General features: G+C 40.9%; 15 protein-coding genes. 14 read left to right on the forward strand and 1 reads right to left on the reverse strand.

From position 1 onward, the window contains the following. Positions 1–17: 17 nt before the first annotated feature. Positions 18–1,184 carry a hypothetical protein gene (locus E7588_01910; GenBank protein MBE6688014.1) on the reverse strand — a complete coding sequence of 389 codons (1,167 nt, stop codon included), beginning with the start codon at positions 1,182–1,184 and terminating at the stop codon, positions 18–20. Positions 1,185–1,364: 180 nt separating this feature from the next. Between E7588_01910 and E7588_01915 the strand changes: the two genes are divergently transcribed. From E7588_01915 to mtaB, 14 genes are all read left to right on the forward strand, one after another. Further along, positions 1,365–3,413 (forward strand): DNA topoisomerase, encoded by a 2,049-nt coding sequence (locus E7588_01915; GenBank protein MBE6688015.1) that lies wholly within the window; start codon positions 1,365–1,367, stop codon positions 3,411–3,413. A gap of 23 nt (positions 3,414–3,436) precedes the next feature. Then, positions 3,437–5,656, forward strand: a complete 2,220-nt coding sequence (locus tag E7588_01920; GenBank protein ID MBE6688016.1) for a topoisomerase IV — start codon at positions 3,437–3,439, stop codon at positions 5,654–5,656. Between the two features lie 22 nt (positions 5,657–5,678). Further along, positions 5,679–6,653: a hypothetical protein gene (locus E7588_01925; protein MBE6688017.1), complete on the forward strand. Its 975-nt coding sequence runs from the start codon at positions 5,679–5,681 to the stop codon at positions 6,651–6,653. Next, on the forward strand, positions 6,650–8,659 hold the full coding sequence (locus E7588_01930; GenBank protein ID MBE6688018.1) for a hypothetical protein: 2,010 nt from the start codon (positions 6,650–6,652) through the stop codon (positions 8,657–8,659). Before E7588_01925 ends, E7588_01930 begins: the two co-directional genes overlap by 4 nt. 23 nt (positions 8,660–8,682) lie before the next feature. Continuing rightward, a complete protein-coding gene (locus tag E7588_01935; protein MBE6688019.1) occupies positions 8,683–9,132 on the forward strand; it encodes a 50S ribosomal protein L9 in 450 nt (149 codons plus the stop codon). A 23-nt stretch (positions 9,133–9,155) separates the two neighbouring features. Beyond that, positions 9,156–10,502: a replicative DNA helicase gene (gene dnaB / locus E7588_01940; GenBank protein MBE6688020.1), complete on the forward strand. Its 1,347-nt coding sequence runs from the start codon at positions 9,156–9,158 to the stop codon at positions 10,500–10,502. After that, positions 10,495–11,853 (forward strand): tRNA lysidine(34) synthetase TilS, encoded by a 1,359-nt coding sequence (tilS, locus tag E7588_01945; protein ID MBE6688021.1) that lies wholly within the window; start codon positions 10,495–10,497, stop codon positions 11,851–11,853. The genes dnaB and tilS overlap by 8 nt, the downstream gene beginning before the upstream one ends. Then, complete coding sequence (gene hpt / locus E7588_01950) at positions 11,850–12,386, forward strand: hypoxanthine phosphoribosyltransferase (GenBank protein MBE6688022.1); 537 nt, start codon at positions 11,850–11,852, stop codon at positions 12,384–12,386. Before tilS ends, hpt begins: the two co-directional genes overlap by 4 nt. A gap of 72 nt (positions 12,387–12,458) precedes the next feature. After that, positions 12,459–14,417, forward strand: coding sequence for an ATP-dependent zinc metalloprotease FtsH (gene hflB / locus E7588_01955; GenBank protein MBE6688023.1), 1,959 nt, complete (start codon positions 12,459–12,461; stop codon positions 14,415–14,417). A 162-nt stretch (positions 14,418–14,579) separates the two neighbouring features. Further along, positions 14,580–16,742: a DNA topoisomerase III gene (locus E7588_01960; GenBank protein MBE6688024.1), complete on the forward strand. Its 2,163-nt coding sequence runs from the start codon at positions 14,580–14,582 to the stop codon at positions 16,740–16,742. A 1-nt stretch (position 16,743) separates the two neighbouring features. Then, on the forward strand, positions 16,744–17,622 hold the full coding sequence (locus E7588_01965; protein MBE6688025.1) for a CPBP family intramembrane metalloprotease: 879 nt from the start codon (positions 16,744–16,746) through the stop codon (positions 17,620–17,622). Then, complete coding sequence (locus E7588_01970; GenBank protein MBE6688026.1) at positions 17,619–18,626, forward strand: carbohydrate kinase family protein; 1,008 nt, start codon at positions 17,619–17,621, stop codon at positions 18,624–18,626. Before E7588_01965 ends, E7588_01970 begins: the two co-directional genes overlap by 4 nt. 6 nt (positions 18,627–18,632) lie before the next feature. Then, a complete protein-coding gene (locus tag E7588_01975; protein MBE6688027.1) occupies positions 18,633–20,915 on the forward strand; it encodes a cation-translocating P-type ATPase in 2,283 nt (760 codons plus the stop codon). Continuing rightward, the gene (gene mtaB / locus E7588_01980; GenBank protein ID MBE6688028.1) at positions 20,912–22,231 is read left to right on the forward strand and encodes a tRNA (N(6)-L-threonylcarbamoyladenosine(37)-C(2))-methylthiotransferase MtaB; all 1,320 of its coding nucleotides are present in this window, start codon (positions 20,912–20,914) and stop codon (positions 22,229–22,231) included. Before E7588_01975 ends, mtaB begins: the two co-directional genes overlap by 4 nt. The last annotated feature ends 18 nt before the right edge of the window (positions 22,232–22,249 follow it).

The raw sequence follows: 22,249 nt of genomic DNA on the forward strand, positions 1-22,249 counted from the left end.
GGTGCAATTCAGATTCATTATACTGTAAGCATCTGCAATGCTTTTTTGATATGCGGATAAAGCGCGTCATCCCGTTTTACGCCGCTGTACTTTTCGATTGCGCTTTCGATTCCTGCGTTAGCAATATATTCCTGTATTTCAACTGCAGACTTATCGTCAATTGAAGAGAAAAGGTAACCTGCGGCAATACCGATAGATATATTTACGGGATCAACACCATTTTCAAGGCAGAACAGAGCAGCACCGCAAAGGCGATCGGACGGTGAAAGCTTTCTGATCGGATCTGCGCCGACACGTGCAACAGTATCACCAAGAAGCCTGTTTTTGTAACGATTAATAAGGTCGTCACCATGAGCCTTGAGTTCGTCAATATCAGCCTTGTAGTGACGTGATAATGCTTTTTCGGCTTCATCAAGCGCTTTCAGGGCAAATCCGGCGATTTCCTCATCCTCAACGGCCTGCCAAATGTATTTGTAGCCTTTCAGGAAGCCCATATAGGCAACCAGCGCATGACTCATATTATGCATAAAAAGCTTTCTGTTGATGTAATAAGAGAACGGCTCATATGCAATTATATTTTTGATTTCCGGGAGCTCACCTCGTGCGCCACTCTTATCAGTATAAATCTTATTATAGTCTTCTACGCAAACAATAAGGGGGTTTTCTTCCAGAAGCTCCTTGGGAGGTGCTGGAACCATGCATCCGATAGAACTCTGGCAAAAACCGATATACTTATCGCAAAAAGCATATTCATCTTCGCTGAGCAGGCCCTTAAGCAACTCTCTCATGTATATATGCGAATCAATTTTGTTTTCACAGAGTACAAAATTGAGGTATTCGGTGTTGTTTGCCTGAAAACGATGGCGAATTACATTTGCGATTGTTTTTGCAATGATGGGGAGCACATTAACACCGATAGCAGTGGCACAAATATCCGCTTCGTCTACGGCTTTTATTATGGCTTCCATATCGCGACCGTCTACTGCTGAAACATTTGTCACCTGACGTTTGTCATATTCGGAGCCGTTTGTAACATAAAGAGGATATGAATGGGAAGAATTGAGGTTTTTGATAAGATCCTGGTTTACATCAACAAACACAGTTTCAAACTCGGCTTCACAAAAAATACGTCCCACAAGTCCTCGTCCGATGTTTCCACCGCCGAAAACAACAACTTTTTTCATTGTTTCATTCTCCTAGCAATAAAATAATTCGGCATTTTTACGTGCCGTATTCATACATACTCGGATATTATATCACAGTTTTAAAAAAAAATCAATAGCTTAAAACACCTCTTGCATTTTTTTTCGAAATGGTGTATAATATTCTGAAAGATGTATAAAAAACATTTCGGAGGTCGCCTGATGGCAAAGAAAGCAGAGTACAGCGAACAGAATATCACTTCATTAAAGGGTGCGGACCGTGTCAGAAAACGCCCTGCTGTTATTTTCGGTTCCGACGGTCTTGAGGGTTGCGAGCATTCGTTCTTTGAAATTTTGTCAAACTCAATTGACGAAGCGCGTGAGGGCTTCGGCAATGTCATCAATGTCACGGTTTACAAGGACAAAACCGTCGAGGTCGAGGATTTCGGCCGTGGTATTCCTTTGGACTGGAACGAAAAAGAACAGCGCTATAACTGGGATCTGGTATTTTGTGAATTATACGCAGGCGGAAAATACGAAAATAATGACGGTGGCGCCTACGAATGGTCACTTGGACTTAACGGTCTGGGTGCGTGCGCAACTCAGTACAGTTCCGAATTTATGGACGTTACGGCATACGTAACCGGATATAAGTACGAAATGCATTTCAAAAAAGGTGAACCGGTCGGAGAACTCCAAAAAGAAGAATACAACAAGCGCCGTACCGGCACAATCATACGCTGGAAACCTGATGTTGAGGTTTTCACCGATACCAACATGCCTCTTGACTTTTTCACAAGTATACTCAAACAGCAAGCAATTGTTAATGCAGGACTTACAATAAATCTGGCATTTGAAAATTATGATTCCGGCTTTGAAAAATACTCTTACACCTACAACGGCGGTATTCTGGAGCACGTAAATGAGCTTTCGGGTGCCGACAAGCTGATACACGAAAATCAGCCTGAAGAAGCACCTGATAACGATGATTCGGAAGAAAGCAGCGGCAGCATAGTAACCACCAAACCCGTTATATGGCAAGGGGAAGCTATTGGACGTGATCGTGCGGATTTACCTGAGTATAAATTAAAAATGCAGGCAGCACTCTGTTTTTCAAATGTTTCTTCAAGAATTGAATACTACCACAATTCCAGCTTTCTTGAGCACGGCGGATCCCCCGACAAAGCTGTACGCAGTGCTTTTTTGAAGGCATGCGACACCTATCTGCGCAACAACGGAAAATATGGTAAAACAGAAGCAAAAATAAGCTTCCAAGATATAGAGGATTGCCTTATTCTGGTCGTCAGTTCGTTTTCCACATCCACTTCATATGAGAACCAGACAAAGAAAGCTATAACAAATACATTTATAACCGAGGCAATGACGGCGTTCTTCCTTGAAAAACTCGAGGTATATTTTGCCGAGAACAAGTCAGAAGCTGAAAAAATAGCCGCACAGATACTTATCAATAAAAGAAGCCGTGAAAGCGCTGAAAGCGCGCGTACAAATATCAAAAAAAAGCTCACGGCGGCCACCGATATAACCAGCCGTGTTGAAAAGTTTGCAAATTGCAGAACCAAAGATGCAACCAGGCGCGAGTTGTTTATAGTAGAGGGCGATTCGGCTCTCACGTCGTGCAAGCTTGGCAGAGACGCGGAATTTCAGGCGATAATTCCTGTAAGAGGTAAAACGCTTAACTGCCTTAAGGCTTCGTACGACCGCATATTCAAAAGTGATATTATAATCGATTTGCTCAAAGTTATCGGTTGTGGTGTTGAAATCAAAACCAAGAGCAAGGATATGGTAGATTTTAACCTCGACAACCTTAAGTGGAGTAAAATAATTCTTTGCACCGATGCGGATGAAGACGGATTCCAAATCAGAACACTTATTCTCACACTTTTCTATCGCTTGCTTCCGACTCTTATAAAAGAGGGTAAAATTTTTATAGCACTCTCCCCTCTTTACGAAATCAGAGCCAAGGATAAAATCCTTTTTGCTTACGACGAAAAAGAGAAAGCACAGATCATTTCTTCGCTGGGGAATACCAATTACAGCATTCAGCGCTCCAAAGGTCTTGGTGAAAACGAGCCGGACATGATGTGGCAAACCACCATGAACCCCGAAACAAGGCGTCTTATACGTGTTACCCCCACCGATAAAATAAGCACTGAAATAATGTTTGACACGCTTCTCGGTGATAATATAACAGCGCGTAAGCGATTTATTGCTGAAAACGGTTACAGATATATTGACCTGGCAGATTTATAATATTACGATAACGGAGAATACACATGGCTAAAAAATCAAAAAATGCAAAGCCTGAAAAAGAAATAATTCACGCTGCCGCGGTTGACCAGCTTATAACCGATACACTTGAAGTCAACTACATGCCTTATGCAATGAGTGTCATAATTTCACGTGCCATTCCTGAAATTGACGGTTTCAAGCCTTCGCACAGAAAATTGCTGTATACAATGCATAAAATGGGGCTACTCAACGGTAAGCTCACAAAATCCGCAAACGTCGTGGGACAAACCATGAAGCTAAACCCTCACGGTGACGCTGCCATTTACGAAACAATGGTTCGTCTTACGCGCGGCAACGAGGCTCTTCTTCATCCTTTTGTTGAATCCAAAGGTAGTTTTGGCAAGCAGTATTCCAAGATGGCATATGCAGCTTCGCGTTATACGGAAGTTAAGCTTGATCCGATTTGTTCCGAGATTTTCAACGGAATTGACAAAGATTCCGTTGATATGATAGACAACTACGACAGTACTATGAAAGAGCCCTCACTACTGCCTACTTCCTTTCCTAATGTACTTGTTTCCCCAAACACCGGTATTGCGGTAGGTATGGCAAGCTCTATTTGTTCTTTCAACCTGGCGGAAATATGTGACACCGCCATAATGCTCATTAAAGACCCGGCGGGTGATTTCAGAGAGGTTTTAAAAGCCCCTGATTTTTCTACCGGAGCTCAGCTTCTTGTTTCCAAATCAAAGCTTGAGGAAATTTATGAAACAGGGCGCGGAAATATACGTCTGCGTTCTAAATACACTTACCAGAAAGACGACAACTGCATAGAAGTCACTGAAATCCCTTATTCCACCACCAGCGATGCAATAATGGATAAGATTGAGGAATTGGTAAAGGCAGGCAAGCTGAAAGAGGTCACAGATGCCCGTGATGAAACCGATATAAATGGTTTAAAAATCGCAATAGACATAAAAAGGAACGCAGATCCCGATAAAGTTATGGCAAAGCTCTTTAAGCTTACTCCTCTTGAAGACGATTTTTCCTGCAACTTCAATATTTTAATTTGCGGTCATCCTAAAGTTATGGGCATACGCGAAATAATCAGCGAGTGGCATGCCTGGAGAGCAGAATGCGTCAAACGTGAGGTTTATTACGATCTTGAACAGAAAACATCCAAACTTCATTTACTCAGAGGTCTTGAAAAGATACTACTGGATATTGACAAGGCGATCAGCATCATAAGACACACCGAGAATGACCGCGATGTTATACCTAACCTTTGTAATGGATTTGATATTGATATTATTCAAGCCGAATTTATAGCGGATATCAAACTCAGAAGCCTAAACAAAGAATATATACTTAATAAAACCGCAGAAATCGAAAAGCTTGAAAAAGAAATCGAAGATCTGGAGGACACGCTGAAAAGCAGTAAGCGAATTGATAATATAATCATAAAGCAGCTTTCCAACGTTAAAAACAAGTTCGGTATCCCGAGAAAAACCGAAATAGTTTACGAAGATACCGTAACGTACGAACCCGAAAGCGAAAAAATCGAGGATTACCCGGTATTTGCCGTTATGACCAAGGATGGCTACTTCAAAAAGATAACTATGCAATCCATCCGTGGAAACGATGAACAAAAATTGAAAGATGGAGACGAAATTGTATACTCGGGTGAAATACTGAATTCATCTGAATTACTGTTCTTCACTTCCGATTTCAATTTATACAAAGCAAAAATGTCTGACTTTGAGCCGGTAAAATCTGCGGCTTTGGGCGAATATATCCCGTCAAAGCTTATGTTCGACAAAGATGAAAAAGTTGTTGGATTTTTGCCGGAAACGGATTTTAAAGGCCGTATATTGTTCGCTTATGCAAACGGAAAGGCTGTTATTGTTCCTGCAGATTCGTATCAGACAAAGCTCAACAGAAAAAAACTTCTTGCTGCAATTGCCGGTGAATCACCACTTGTCAAACTTTTGAAGCTTAACGAAAATGAGGAACGCGATATACTTTTGCGCAGTCACAGCAACCGCATAATGCTGATTAAAAGTTCTCTCATACCTCAAAAACAAAAGCGCAATTCGGCAGGCGTTCAAGTATTTAAATTGCGTGCGGGTGATTTTGTGGAATCGGTAATGTTTGCTGAAGATTCTTCAGACACAAAAATTTCCAAATACCGCAAAACTTCTGTCCCCTCTCCCGGATTTATTTACAATCCGATAGATATTAACGAAAATCAAATTAAAATGTGATTTTGAATTGAAAGGAGCAGTAATGCAAAAAACGAATTTATCCATTATAGTAATTATCCTGTTATTTGTCGCTACTATCGCGTGCTCGCTTCTTTCCGGTGTTTTTATACTTCCCGCAATCATAAGCTTTTCAGCGCTTTGCGTAGGGTTTCCTTCATATTTTTTGCCCATTGCGCCGATCATAAGCATTGTCGCGACGTTTTTCATTAATCGCAGTGGCGATACCGAAGTTTTAATCTTCACTTGCGCCACATCAATTTTTTATGTTCTTCCGTCTGTGCTTATTGCATGGGGATATTTTAAAAAACAAACCAAGGCAATGATCGTCATCAACGGTGCAATCGGCATATTTCTGTACACATGCATTCTTGCACTCATCGGGATATTGCTTACTCAGGGCGCCTTTACGCCTCAAATTCTGAACTCTGTGATTGATGCGCAATTACCGGCTTTTACGGAATATATGACAGCTCAGCTTTCGTTAATGCAGGCGGGTGATTTTTCCGTAGACCACGAGCTTATCGAAGAAGTTTTCTTCCTTTCCAAGCCTCTCCTTCCCGCCGCCATGGCTACCGTTGCTGTAATTGCGTCATATATAGCAATTTGCGTTCTGAATCTGATACTGAAAAAGACAAAGATAATTGAGAACAGTACTTACCGTGTGGTTTTACACTGGGGGCTGGGAATATTCTTTATACTTTGCACATTTTTCGGAACATTTGGCAGTTTGAAATCCTATTTATCAATACTGATAGCATCATTTACAATGGTTTTGACTCCGCTCTTTTTTGTAATAGGTTCAGGCGTTGTATTTGATTCATTGAGCAGATTTTTCAAAAACAGATCCGGTTTGTTTTTACTGATTGTTTTTATCATCATATTTTTCGTTATCGGCACTGTTATTTCAAATTTGTTTTATTTGATTGGCGCTTATTATTGCATAGTCAACGGAATTAAAAACCGAAAAATCAATCGTTTTAAAGGGGGAAAACAATGAAATTTCCAAAAAGGAACAGTAGTTCGCCAAGATTCATTGTCAGCCGTATTCCCACGCGTATAATAATATTATTGATAGGCTTAATAGTATTACTTTCGTTTGCCGTAATATGCAGTGCATATGATTTGAGGCTCCTGTTTGTCGGAGCTTTGTTCGCCGCGTTTTATGTCGCTGTTTCGGCGCTGTATTTCGTATTTTACCGGAAACGTAATCTTTCGGATGATAAAGAAAGTCTGGTTTTCGGCAATATAACACTTGATTTCTTCACCAACTATGTTTCCCCGGTTGTGATATTTGATGACGGTGACTGCATAGTCTGGTATAATAAGGCGTTTTCGGCAATATTCGGTTCAAGCACTCCCCTTTACGGAAAAAGCATATCAGATATTACCGAAGGAGCGGTTTCCATAGTCAAAATAAAGCAGTGCAACTACTCCACCACCGAAGAAAGAATATTAAATACGTATTACGATGTTGTTCCAAATACAATAAAAAACGGCAATAAGATTTTTTGCGTTGCAGTTTGCATTGACAAAACAGATCACATATTATTATCCGAGGAATTTAAAATGCGTGATCCGGTGATTGTATATATCACTGTTGACAATGCTTCCGAAGTTGCAAAATTTTCGCAAACACAGCATTTATCCGTTACCGCTCAGGTAGCCGTAACGCTAAAGGAATGGTCTGATTCCTTAGGCGGTATTTTAAAAGAGTATGAACGTGATAAATACATTATGATAATTCAGGCACGCAGTTTACCCGAAATCATCGAAAAGAAGTTTGATATTCTCGATAAAATCCGTGAGCTTTCCGGAATACAAAACAGTGTACCGATTACTGTTTCCATAGGCGCCTCACGTGTTGGTGTTACATTCCCCGAGAAAGAACAATCCGCAAGAGCTGCTGTAGACCTCGCCCTGCAAAGAGGCGGCGATCAAGCGGTTCTTAAATCTGATAACTCAATTGAGATTTTCGGTGGAAGAACAAAGACAGTCCAGAAACGTACAAAAATACGCTCCAGAATTGTAGCTAATGAGCTATCAGGTCTTATGCGCAACGCATCGAATGTTATTATAATGGGGCATCGTTTTGCCGATCACGATTCAATCGGTGCTTGCGTGGGAATTTTCAGAATGGCTAAGCAGTATTGTAAAAAGGTCAGTATTGTTGTCAACGCCGCAGATGTCAATCTGAAAAACATATTTGGCAAGCTTGCCAAGATTCAGGATTACAACGAGGCATTTGTTGATTCCGCAGGGGCGCAAGAGCTTATAGAAGCCGAAACACTGCTTGTGGTCCTTGATGTAAACAACAAAAACTATTTTGAAGCACCTGATGTTTACATGAACACTTCCAAGGTGGTTATAATCGATCACCACAGAAAAACAGAGGAATACGCTATAGAACCCGCCATTGACTATATAGAGCCCTCCAGCTCTTCAACGTGCGAGTTGGTTTCAGAAATGTTGGAGCTGGTCCTGGAAAGCGGAACACTTATAAAAGAAGAAGCCGAGTTATTGCTTTCCGGAATACTGCTTGACACTAAGCAATTCACGCGAAACACAGGTGTACGTACTTTTTCCGCAGCGCTTTACCTGCGGGGTGAAGGTGCAAGCCCTGCGGAAGCTCAGATGTTGTTCAAAACCGAGCTTGGCGAATTTCTGCGTGAAACAAAATTTGAGAGCCATGTCATAGTATACCGTTCTGTTGTAGCTATCTCTGTGTATGACGGTCCTGCTGATACCAATGACAAAATCGCAGCTTCCAAAGCAGCCGACAGGCTTTTGGGGGTTGAGGGAATACTTGCTTCCTTTGTACTTTTTGTTATTAACGATTCGGTTCATATTTCCGCACGTTCATTGGGTACCGTTAATGTACAGCTTATACTTGAAAGATTTCAAGGCGGCGGTCACTTTGACTCAGCAGGCGCTCAGATAACGAACTCTACACTTGAAGAAGTGCTGATAAAATTAAAAAATGTAATAGATGAATATTTAGGTTAATAACCTTGAAAGGGAGAAAACATATGAAAGTGATTTTAACACAGGATGTAAGAGGTCAGGGCAAAAAAGGAGATCTTATTGAAGTTTCCGATGGATACGCACGCAATTTTCTTTTTGCAAGAAAGCTTGCGGTTGAAGCTGATAAAGCAACTATGAATGAACTCAAGAACCGTGAGGAAGCAGAAAAGTTCAAAAAGGAAACTGAAAAGGCTCAGGCTAAGGATACCGCCGCAAAGCTCGAAAGTATTCTTGTAAAAGTTGCTGTCGGAGGAAGTGCCGACGGAAGATTGTACAGTTCTGTAACAAGCATGGAAATTGCACAGCAGCTTTCCGAACAATTTGGAATTGAAATCGACAAGCGCAAAATAGTCCTCGACTCCCCTATAAAGGCCTACGGAAAATATGTGCTTGACGTGAAGCTGTTTGCGGGTATAACCGGCAAACTCAATGTTCTCGTTTCCGAAAAGAAATAAACTATAAGAAAGTTAAATGAATTATGGAAAATCTGGATCAGGGCCTCGTGCACTCCCAACCGCCTTTTTCTCTTGAAGCCGAACAAGCACTTTTGGGTGCCGTTATATTATCCGGCGAAAAATTTGCTGATATAGCCGAAAAAATCAAGTCAGACGATTTTTATGTCCCTCAGCACAAAGCCATCTACAAAGCAATGCAATCCGTTTTTTTACAATCCAAAAGCATTGACCTCGTCACCATAATTGAGGCACTTGTAGAAACAGGCGAATATACAGATGAATCTGCGCGCAGCTATATCAAGAACCTCGGCGACGCCGTGCCTTCTTTGTCAAATATCGAAGACTATGCCAAAATCATTCGTGACAAAGCGACTTTGCGACGTTTAATTGAAGTGGCTTCTGAAATCACAGAAAGTGCATATGCTCAGACAGATGATGTACAGCAGATAATAGATGCAGCCGAAAGTAAGATTTTCAGTCTTGCTCAGGGAAATATAACCAACGACTTTGTTCATATACGTGATGTAATTCTTGAAACATACAATTATCTCACAATGATGAAGAACGATCCCGAGCTCGCTAAAGGCACACCGTCGTACTTTTCCCGTCTTGACAGTGTTTTGGGCGGTATGGGAGCCGGAGACCTGGTAATTGTCGGAGCACGTCCGGGTATGGGTAAGACAAGCTTTGCGGTCAATATTGCCATTGAAATAGCCAAGCGCAAAGGCTGTGCTGTCGCAATATTTTCACTTGAAATGTCTAAAACGCAAGTTGCTTCCCGTATGCTTTCCAGTGAGGCGCTTATTGACTCTTATAAGTTCAGAAACGGTCGTTTTGATGATGTTGAAAATGGTTGGGAGCGTCTGTGCGCCGCTGCCACCGCGCTTTCCGGTGCAGAGATTTACATTGATGATACCACAGGTATTTCCGTTTCGGGTATGAAAGCAAAATTGCGCCGCCTTAACAACCTCGGTTTTGTGGTTATAGATTATCTCCAGCTTATGCAGGCGGACAGAAAAATTGAAAACCGTGCGCTGGAAATAGGAGAAATCTCCCGCGGTCTTAAGCTTCTCGCAAAGGAACTCGGTGTTCCCGTCATGACCTGCGCACAGCTTTCGCGTGCTACCGACAGAAGTAAAACCCAGAAGCCTATGCTGAGCGACTTGCGCGATTCCGGTGCAATTGAGCAAGATGCGGACGTTGTTATGTTTATTTACCGAGAAGACTATTACGACAAAGAAAAATCCGCAGAGCAAAACACCGTTGACATTATTGTGGCAAAAAATCGTCACGGTTCTACAGGTGAAGTAACGCTGGGATGGCAAGCGCCTTATACTAAATTCTTGGATATTGATATCAATCATGAATAAATTTTCTTCCCTCGCACTCGAGGCAATCAAAGAGTACAGTATGTTTAATAAAAACGACAAAGTCCTTATCGCCCTTTCGGGCGGTAAGGATTCTGTTGCGTTGTTGCTTTTCTTGTGTGAATTCCAAAAATATCTGAGCATTGAGCTTTACGCCGCTCACGTAAATCACATGATACGCGGAAATGATGCCGATGAAGATCAAAAATTTTGCAAAGAGCTTTGCAACAAGCTTGGTATTACGTATTTTACGCAAAGTTTTGACGTCCCCGAAATTGCCAAGACTACAAACACCTCTCTCGAAGAAGCTGCACGTAATGTTAGATACAGCTATTTTAACTCTGTATGCGAGAAATACGGAATAAACAAAATTGCCACCGCGCACACAGCTTCCGATAACACTGAGACTGTTATATATAACATCATGCGTGGAACGGGCACTCAAGGGATTTGCGGTATCCCCCCAAAAAGAGATAATATCGTCAGACCGCTGATATTGTGCACAAAAGAGGAAACGCAGGAATACTGTGTTAACAGGAATGTATCGTTTTGCATTGACAAGACAAACAATGACGATGTTTATGACAGGAATAATATACGTTTAAATATAATACCTCATATTAAAAAGAGGAATCCCTCTATCGACCGTTCTTCTGCAAGATTATCTTATCTTGCAAGATGTGACAGAGAGCTGATTGAATATGCTGCATCTGAGTTTCTCAAAAAGCACAACGGAGAGTTGCCGCTGAATGAAACTGCCGATTTTTTTGCCGAAACCAAATTCGTCTCGTGTGCTCATCACATTTTAAGTCAAAAATGCGGTAAGACATTACCTTTTGAAATATTTTCGCAGTGCCGCGACATTATTATTTCAAAAAAAGTCGGAAAGCAAGTTAATTTATTTGACGATGTATATCTTGTTATTAATTACGATAAAATAGAAATTAAAAGTATAACAAACAAGCCCAGTTACTACGAATGCAAATTGGAAACAGCCACATCGGTGCAGGTGAATCCAAGATATAAAATTACACTTTTAAATGGTGAAAATTGCATTAATTATAAAAATATTAACAATTTAACAAAGACAGCGACGTTTAATTCTGATAAAATATATGGTGATATTTTTGCACGCATGAAAATTGACGGAGACCGCTACTCATGCTGCGGCATGACAAAAAGCTTAAAAAAGCTCTTTTCTGAAAACAAAATCAGTCGAGAACTTCGTCCATATATTCCCGTAATTTGCGATGAAAAAGGAATTATATGGGTACCCGGAATGAAAGTTTGTGACCGAGCTTTGCCGTCAAAAGGCGGAAATACTATTACTATAATTGCGGAGTATACGGAATGAATAAGGATGTTGAAAAAATTCTGTTTACGAAAGATGAGATTGATGCAATCGTCTCTTCGCTCGCAAACAAAATATCAAATGATTACCGTGGCAGAAAACTTTGTTTACTTTGTGTTTTAAAAGGCTCTTTGATTTTTTGCGCGGATTTAATGCGAAAAATAGATATTCCTCTTGAACTGATGTGCGTGAGCGCTTCTTCTTACAAGAGCTCAACCGTCACAAGCGGAAGTGTTGAATTGGGTGACCTTAAAGAGAGTATCGAAGGATACGATGTTATCATAGTCGAGGACATACTTGATACAGGGAACACACTTTCTAATTTGGTAGGATTCCTGAAAAAACACAATCCCGCTTCAGTTGCGATATGCACAATGCTGGATAAGCCTTCAAGAAGAAAAGTTCCGCTCGAGGGTGATTACGTTGGTGCGGTTATCCCCGATGAATTTGTAGTCGGCTATGGTCTCGACTACGACCAGAAGTATCGTCATCTCCCATACATAGGTGTTCTTAAACCAGAAATTTACAATAGCTAAGGAGATATTTATTTTATGAAAAACAATGGTAAAATCGTAGTTTTTTATATAATTACCATCGTTCTTATCATAATGTCTGCCGCGTGGCTCTTTTCTCAGGATACGACTGAGCCCATGGTATACAGCGATATAGTTTCCGCTTTCAAGGACGACAGAGTAACTGAGTTCATTATCACAAAGGATAATGTTCTCACTGCGAGTATTATTAATGACAAAACGGGCAAAGAAGAAATTGTTGAATATCGACTGCGTGACTTATATCTCTTTGAAAGTCACGTAGGCAAGTACATTGATAATAATTACAAAACCGGAAATCTTCAGTACTACAATTATGAGGAGCCACAGGTTGTCGCCTGGTGGGTAAGTTATCTTCCGTTTATAATTCTTGCTGTTATCTTTATTGCACTTTGGTTCTTCGTTATGAATCAAGCAACCGGTAAAGGTGGCGGAAAAATTGCTTCGTTTTCACGCGCCAGAACGAAAATGGGTTCTGATGAAAAGAAAAAAGTACTTTTCAGTGATGTTGCGGGTGCAGATGAAGAAAAAGAAGAACTCACCGAAATTGTGGATTTTCTCAGGGCCCCCAAGAAGTACACTGCCATGGGTGCACGTATTCCTCGTGGTGTTTTGCTCATAGGTCCCCCCGGCACCGGTAAAACCCTGCTTGCTAAAGCCGTTGCAGGTGAAGCCGGCGTTCCGTTCTATTCAATATCCGGTTCCGATTTCGTCGAAATGTATGTTGGTGTCGGTGCCTCCAGAGTTAGAGATTTATTTGAAACCGCGAAAAAAACTTCTCCCAGCATAATCTTCATCGATGAAATTGATGCAGTAGGTCGTCACAGAGGCGCCGGTCTCGGCGGTGGTCATGACGAACGTGAGCAGACTTTAAATCAGTTGTTGGTGGAAATGGATGGTTTCGGAAGCAATGACGGCGTAATTGTAATTGCAGCCACAAACCGTCCGGACATACTTGACCCTGCTCTTCTCCGTCCCGGACGTTTTGACCGACAGGTTACCGTCAATTATCCCGATATCAAAGGAAGAGTTGATATTCTCAAAGTGCACGCCAAGGACAAGCACTTTGAGGAAACGGTGGATTTCGAGGTCATTGCCCGTACAACTGTCGGTTTTACCGGTGCAGATTTGGCAAATCTTCTTAACGAAGCCGCTCTTATTACCGTGCGTTCGGGCAAATCACTTATAGGTGTAGACGAAATCGAAGAAGCAATGCTGAAGGTAATTGTAGGTCCTAAGAAAAAATCCAAAAAGATAAGCGAAAGAGAGAAAAAAATAACTGCTTATCATGAAGCCGGTCATGCCATTGCAACTTATTTTTCACCTACTCAAGACCCAGTCCATCAGATTTCAATAATACCCAGTGGCAGAGCAGGCGGTTACACTCTTTCTATTCCGCAGGAAGACCGTTCTTACAAATATAAGTCCGAGATGCTCGAAGATGTTGTTACGCTTCTCGGCGGACGTGTTGCCGAAAAGCTTGTTTTAAATGATATTTCCACAGGCGCTTCTAATGATATCGAACGTGCTACCGAAATCGCGCGCAAAATGATAATGCGCTACGGCATGAGTGACGATCTTGGTCCTATTGTTTACGGCACCGGTCATGACGAAGTATTTTTGGGCAAAGAGTTCAGTTCTTCAAGAAATTACTCGGAAAAAATTGCCGCGCAAATTGATGATGAGGTAATGAATATCATCAAGAATGCAAATTTAAAGGCAGAAAGTTTACTCACTGACCATATGGATAAATTGCATTTTGTAGCTGGTTACCTCGTTAAGAACGAAACCATGGATGCTGAGCAGTTTGAGTGCGCAATGCAACCCGATTCCACAGAAGAACAGCTTGACGCAATCAGAGACAAAAAGAAAGAAAAAAGCAAAAACGAAAATGACATCAAGAGAGAAGAAATCGAACGTGACCAATCTCAAGAAAAAGCCGAAGAGATTCGGAATAATGCATCTGAAAATGACTCTGATACGTCAGCGCAAAGCAGCGATGCCTCCGAAGATTAATTTTTTACCGCAGGTACAGCTTGTACCTGCGGTTTCTGTTGTCTGCGAATATTTTTCCTTCTATCTTTTTTTATTTTTTCATAATTTATTATTGAAATCGAGCGTTTTAAGTGTTATAATATATATCAGGTATTTATAACAATAATTAACGGTAAGGTAAAAATGTCGAAAACACTTATACTTGCAGAGAAACCCTCTGTCGGAAAAGAAATAGCGCGTGTCCTGGGATGCCGTCAATCTTCAAACGGATATATGTCAGGCGAAAAATATATTGTGACTTGGGCAATGGGTCATTTGGTTACACTTTGTGAGCCCGAACATTACGGGGACAAATTCAAAAAGTGGACAATCGAATCGTTGCCTATGTTACCTGAAAAAATGGAGCTTCGCGTTATTCCCGAAACCGCAAAACAGTTTAGTGTTGTAAAATCACTTTTGCACAGCAACGAAGTTTCACAGCTTGTAATCGCAACAGATGCAGGACGCGAAGGTGAACTTGTTGCGCGCTGGATACTGATAAAAGCCGGTTTTTCAAAGCCCATTAAAAGGCTTTGGATTTCTTCCCAGACTGATAAAGCCATAAAAGAAGGTTTTGCCAATCTTAAAAACGGAAATGAATACTTCTCCCTATATTTATCTGCAAAATCAAGAGCTGAAGCAGACTGGATAGTCGGTTTTAATGCAACACGCGCCTTAACATGTAAATATAATGCTCAGCTTTCCGCAGGCAGAGTTCAGACCCCTACCCTTGCAATTATCGCAGAGCGCGAAAATGAGATTAAAAATTTTGTACCTAAGAATTATTTCAATATTGTCGCAGATTTGGGTAAATTCACTGCCCGTTACATTGACAAAAACCGTAATTCGATGGTTTTTGATGCACATTCAGCTGAAACCATTGCGCAACGCACTGAAAATGGTACCCTCAGGCTTATAAAACTGGATTCCGATCTTAAGCACACTGCACCGCCGATGCTTTATGACCTGACCGAGCTCCAGCGCGATGCAAACAAAACCTATGGTTATTCCCCCAAGCAAACCCTCTCCATAATGCAACGGCTTTATGAAACACACAAAGCCCTCACCTACCCCCGTACTGATTCGCGCTATCTCACTGACGATATACTTCCCACTATCAAAGAAAGACTTAAAGCTATAAGTATACCGGATTTTTCGGAATTTACTTCTGAAATCAGCAGACAAGGTTTTACGCTTTCAAAGCTATGCTTCAATAATGCAAAAGTAACTGATCACCACGCAATTATCCCAACTGAACAGCGTGTTTCATTATCCTCGTTATCTATCGAAGAACGCAGAATATATAATATGGTGGTTAAACGCTTTTTGACTTGCTTCTATCCCAAGCACAAATTCAGAAAAATCACAGCAGAGTTCACAAATGAATTCGGGGATAGATTTTATGCAACCGGTCGAGAAATAACGGATATAGGCTGGAAAAAAATTTACACCGTGCACGACGATATCGAAGAAGACGAGCAGATACTCCCAACCTTGGACGATGTTACGTCACTTAAAGCGCAAACGGTGGAAATAAAGGCACTTAAAACAGGCGCCCCATCGCGTTATACAGAAGCTACCCTTCTTTCTGCAATGGAAAACCCTGCAAAATTCATCGAAGATAAATCAATGCGTGAATATATTGGTGGCGGTCTCGGAACGCCTGCCACCCGTGCAGATATAATAGAAAAGCTTTACAACAGCTTTTACATTGAGAAAAAAGGCAATACGATTTACCCCACCTCTAAAGCCATGCAACTCATAGAAATTGTCCCAAAAGACCTTCGTCAACCTTTACTGACAGCTCAATGGGAAATGAAGCTTGAGGCTATACACAAAGGTGAACTTAAGGCAGATGCTTTTGTGAATGATATCAAGGCATATACAAAATCGCTTATAAAGGATATCTGCGAAAGTGAAAATTCCTATAATCATGATAACATAACCATTCATATTTGTCCCGAATGCGGAAAATACATGCTTTCCGTCAACAGCAAAAAAGGCAAATTGCTTGTTTGTCAGGACAGAAATTGCGGTTGGCGTGAAAACGTTGTTACCGAAACCAACATTCGTTGCCCCGAATGTCACAAAAAAATGGAACTTCGCGGTGACGGTGAAAAGAAAATGTATGTTTGCAAATGCGGTTTTCGTGAAAAAGCCTCAATAATGCATGATAAACTGAAAAGCTCGCATGTTAGCAAGCAGGATATTCGAAAGTATATGAATACAAAGCCACAAAACGATCCTTCACTAAGCCCGTTTGCCATAGCCATGCAAAAAGCCCAAAAAGACAAAAAGGAACAGTAAAATGCAGCAGGATTCAAAAAGAAAAATACTTATTTTCCTTGTAAACACTTTCATTTTCAGTTTTATAATCGATTTTTTTCTCATGGCAAAGGATGGTCTTGCAAATCCAAATGCGGAATCTTTTTTGCAACTTGCAATGATGATGCCGGCATTTTGCGTTATAATCACTCAGTTTGTTACGCATGAAAAATTCAGAAGTCCGTACCTCAAGCTGAATTTTAGCCACAACGTTGGTAACTACACGCTGTGTTATTTCCTTATCCAGTTTCTGATTGTTTTCGGAACAATTATTTATTTTTGCATTTTTCCACATAAATTTGACAACGGCCTTCATTCCATGGCAGAAGCTTTACGCCTGGAGTACGGGCAGGATGTTGACACAAGCGGTATATACAGTTTGATGCTTATTCAAATTGTATTTTCAGTTATTTCAGGACCGTTTTTCAACATAGTATTCTCTTTTGGAGAAGAATACGGCTGGCACGGGTATTTATTCCCCAAACTTTGCAACATCGTTTCACCTTTAACTGCGTCTGTTATATGCGGCGCTGTCCGTGGCATCTGGTATGCACCTTTCATCTATATGGGTTACTGTTACGGTATAGACAATCGTTTAGCAGGCATTGTTGCCATGATTATATCTTGTATTTTCATCGGCTTTATTAAATCGTATTACACATACAAAACAAAAAGCGTATTCCCAGCAGTGCTCATGAGCAGTGCATACAGTGTTCTTGCACAAACAGGTGTTTTGTTCAGCAGCGAAGCATCGCCCAATCCATTTATCGGTCCTTCCCCATCGGGAATAATCGGCGGTATAGGAATAATAATTTTCGGCGTATACTGCGCCGTCTTACTTAGAAAGGATAATTCAAAATGAGCAAAGGTATTATTATTGCAGGAAATCTTATCGTAGACCATGTTAAAGTTTGTGATGATTACCCCAAGATAGGCTTACTTACAAACATACGCGAAGTTTCTGACTGCATTGGCGGATGCGCCGGCAACACAATTTGCGACATAGCAAAAATTGACCCCTCTGTTCCGCTCAAGTGTTTCGGAAAAGTCGGAAATGATGCTGACGGTACTTATATCAAAAACCTGTTGACTTCTCTTGGCGTAAATATTGACGGTGTAAAGACTTCGCAAACACAACCCACCTCTTTCACAGACGTTATGTCTGCCATATCTGCCAAAGAGCGTACTTTCTTCCACGCGCGTGGCGCAAACGCCGAGTTCTCCATTGATGATATTGATTTTGATAATCTTGAAGCTGATATATTTCATATTGGTTATGCTCTTCTGCTGGACGGATTTGATGCAGAAGATCCGGAATACGGAACCGTAATGGCTAAAACTCTTGCCAAGGTTCAGGCAAAAGGTATCAAAACATGTATAGATGTTGTAAGCGAAAGCAGCGACCGTTTCAACAGAATCGTTACACCTGCGCTTAAATACTGCACATATATCATTATTAACGAGGTCGAAGCTGAACTTATAACCGGAATCACTATTCGCGATACTGACGGTAAGATGAGTGAAAACGCCATCAAAGAAGCCTGCAAGGTATTCTTTGAGAAAGGCGTCGGAGAAGTTGTGTGTATCCATTTCCCCGAAGGTGGTTACTATGTTGATAAAGACGGAAATTGTACTTACATGTCTTCAGTAAACATTCCCAAAAGCGATATAAAAGGAAAAGTGGGTGCAGGAGATGCTTTCTGCGCCGGTATGCTTTATTCTCTCTACAAAGGTTTTGATGCGAAATACTCTTTACGTGTTGCCGGCGCGGCTGCTGCCTGCAATCTCACTGAACAAAACTCCATTGACGGACTAAGATCCTTTGATGAAATGATGAAGCTTGAAGCATTTTACGGAGTGCAATAATTTTTGATGACAAGACGTACACCTTTGCCCGACCGCGGTCTTTCATCAGACGAAGTGAACGAGCGCTTTGAAATGGGTTTAGTCAATGTCGATTCGCCCATCAAAACTAAATCTGTTTTCAGAATCATTTCCGATAATATTCTGACTCTGTTCAATGCTGTGAATTTCATAATCGCTTTGGCATTGTTTTTTGTCGGTTCGTATCGCAATATGCTGTTTTGCGGTGTTGTTATTTCAAATCTGTTTATTGGAATTGTTCAGGAAATACGCGCAAAAATTGCCACAGATAAACTTACACTGATTTCACAGAATGAGTGTACTGTTATCAGAGAGGGTAACAAGTTAAGTGTAAAAAACGATGCTGTTGTTATAGATGACGTGTTACTTTTCCACCGCGGAGATTCAATTGTATGCGACTGTATTTTATTGGATGGCGAATGTGAAGTTAATGAATCACTTATAACGGGTGAAAGTGATCCGATTTTTAAAAAATCCGGTGACATGCTTCTTTCCGGCAGTTTTATTGTAAGCGGAACGTGTCGTGCCAAAGCTGAGAATATAGGTAATGACCACTACGCATCTAAAATTTCAAGCGGAGCAAAATATATAAAAAAAGTCAATTCCCAGATAATGGGTGCCTTGAATTCAATAATCAAAACCGTCGCAGTTATTATATTTCCCATAGGAGTAATACTGTTTACCAACAATTATTTATCTTTGGGGCTCAGCGTTAAAGATTCAGTTGAATCCATGGCGGCGGCAGTCATCGGTATGATTCCCGAGGGACTTATGCTGCTGGTAAGCACCGTCCTCGCCGTAAGTGTTGTACGTCTGGCGCATAAAAAGGTCTTGGTACAAGAACTATATTGTATTGAAACACTTGCACGTGTTGACACACTTTGTCTTGACAAAACGGGGACACTTACCGAGGGCAATATGACCATTGAAGACATTATTTATGTTTCGGAAAAGTGTTTTGCAGACGAAATACTCCTCTGCTTCACTTCATCTGCAACCGACACAAATCCGACTTTTGATGCCATAAAAGCTCGTTTTAAGCCTACACAAATACATTCTGGCTATACATTTTATCCGTTTTCTTCGTCACGCAAATATTCTGCATTAGTTAAAGACGGTGAAACGTATTACCTCGGAGCCGGCGAAATAATTTGTCCCGATTCGTTTGCAGAACACACTTCCGGCATTCCCAAAGGACGACGCATTCTCGCACTATGCCGTCAAAACGAAGCGCTGTGTTTTATTGTCATCAAGGATAAAATTAAGAAAAATGCCAAAAATATACTTGAGTACTTCACTCGCCAAAAAGTAAATATCAAAATAATTTCAGGCGATTCCGCAGAAACAGTCTCAGCAATTGCGAAAGAGCTTGGGGTTAAGAATTTTGACAGTTATACAGATACCTCAAAATTTTCTGACGAGCATGATTTTGAAAACGCAGCGGAAAAATTTACAATTTTCGGCAGAGTCACGCCCAACGGCAAAGAAATGCTTATACGCGCTCTTCAGAAGAATGGGCACACCGTAGCAATGACTGGCGACGGTGTAAACGATGTTTTAGCACTAAAAGCGGCTGATTGTTCTGTTGCTATGGCAAACGGAAGTGCAGCAGCACGAAATGTTTCCCATCTGATTCTGCTTGATTCTGATTTTGATTCTCTGCCGGATATCGTCTACGAAGGCAGACGTTCAATTAACAATATTCGCCGTTCCGCTTCACTTTTTCTTGTAAAAACACTTTATACATTTATGCTTTCATTGGTATATCTCTTTTTAGCGCTTCCCTATCCGTTTATACCGATACAGCTTACCTTGATTTCCGTGATGACAATAGGCATCCCATCGTTTGTGTTGGCACTTGAACCTTCCAACGAAAGAGTAAGCGAAGCTTTTTTATCCGAAATACTAAAAAAAGCATTTCCAACCGCGTTAGCCGTAACACTTAATGTTGTGATCATTTCTTTATTGACGTTAAACGGAACAATTCCATCTTATGCCACGTCTACAATAGCAACAGCGGTAACAGGCTTTTGCGGTTTGTATCTACTTTTCAAATTATGCATTCCTTTCAACAGACAGCGTATTTTCTTGACAATTGCCATGACAATTGGATTTTTTGGAGCAACATTGCTTTTTGCCGAAGTGTTTGAGTTTGTACCCCTAACAACTCCACTATTAGCAATCACCCTAATACTGATGTTTGTATCAATATTCTTGTTTGAAGCATCGCAAAGATTTCTAAAATTTATCGCATCAAGGGTAATAAAATGAAAAAAATCGGAATTATGACACTCGGTTGCCGGGTAAATCAATACGAATCACAAGCAATAGCTGAGGGGCTGGAACGTTTAGGCTATTGCATTGTTTCTTTTTCTGATGATTGCGATGTTTACATAATCAACACCTGCACTGTAACTTCAGAAAGCGATAGAAAAAGCAAGCAGATGATTGGACGTGCACTTGCACGAAAAAAAGATAACAGTGAAATTATTGTTTGCGTCATAGGGTGTTACACTCAGAACAAGATGCAAATCGAAAAAAACGCAGAAGCTCTTTTTAAAGATGGCATCGATTTTATCGGTGGAAACACAGATAAATCCAGGTTGCCGCAGCTTCTTCATGAGTATATCAGTTCGCAGAACAATCAAAAGGTTAATATTCTCACCAACATTGATAATGTTGGTGACTTTGAAGACATAACGGTAAAAAAGAGCAATAATGTGCGCGCTTTTTTGAAGGTACAGGATGGATGTAATAATTTTTGCACATATTGCATTGTTCCGCGCGTTCGCGGACGTATACGCTCAAAATCGATTGAGAACGTCAAAAATGACCTTATCGGCTTGAGAAACAGCGGTTATGAAGAAGTTGTATTTTGCGGCATAGAGATTTCGTCTTACGGCAATGACGGCGGAGACAGTCTGTTGACACTTGCGGAACTTGCTCAGGAACTGGGATTTAAACGTGTACGCTTCGGTTCGCTCAACCCTATCGTTTTCAGCGAAAATTTTACGAGGAAGCTCAGCCAAATCAAAGTTGTGATGCCGCATTTCCACCTTTCCGTCCAAAGTGCAAGCTCACGGGTTTTATCTGTAATGGGAAGAAAATATGATTCCGGACAGTTAAAAAAATGTGTTGAAAACATCTACAAATATTTTGAACACGTCACACTCTCATGCGATATCATCTGCGGATTTCCCGGAGAAACAACTGAAGATTTTGAAGAGACTGCCGCTTTTATCAAATCAAACGAAATTATACACGCCCACATTTTTCCATACTCAAAGCGTCTGGGCACTCCCGCCGCTGAGTTTCCCAATCAACACACTAACAAGACAAAAAAAGAACGATGTGCGGCTTTATCGCACATCGCATTTGAAAAAAAGAAATATATTTACGAAGCTCAAGTCGGAAAAAAAGTCACAGTACTGATTGAAAATTTCAAAAGCGGTTACTGGTTTGGGCATACAGAAAAATTCTTGCCGGTCGCAATCAAGAAAGATTGCAAACCGGGTGAATTTGTTCAGGTAACTTTAGAAAACAATTTTGATTTCATATCTGACGAATATTGTTTTATAATTGAATAAATCTTACTAAATTGCTGT

This window comes from Oscillospiraceae bacterium, assembly GCA_015065085.1.
GTDB lineage: Bacteria > Bacillota > Clostridia > Oscillospirales > SIG627 > SIG627.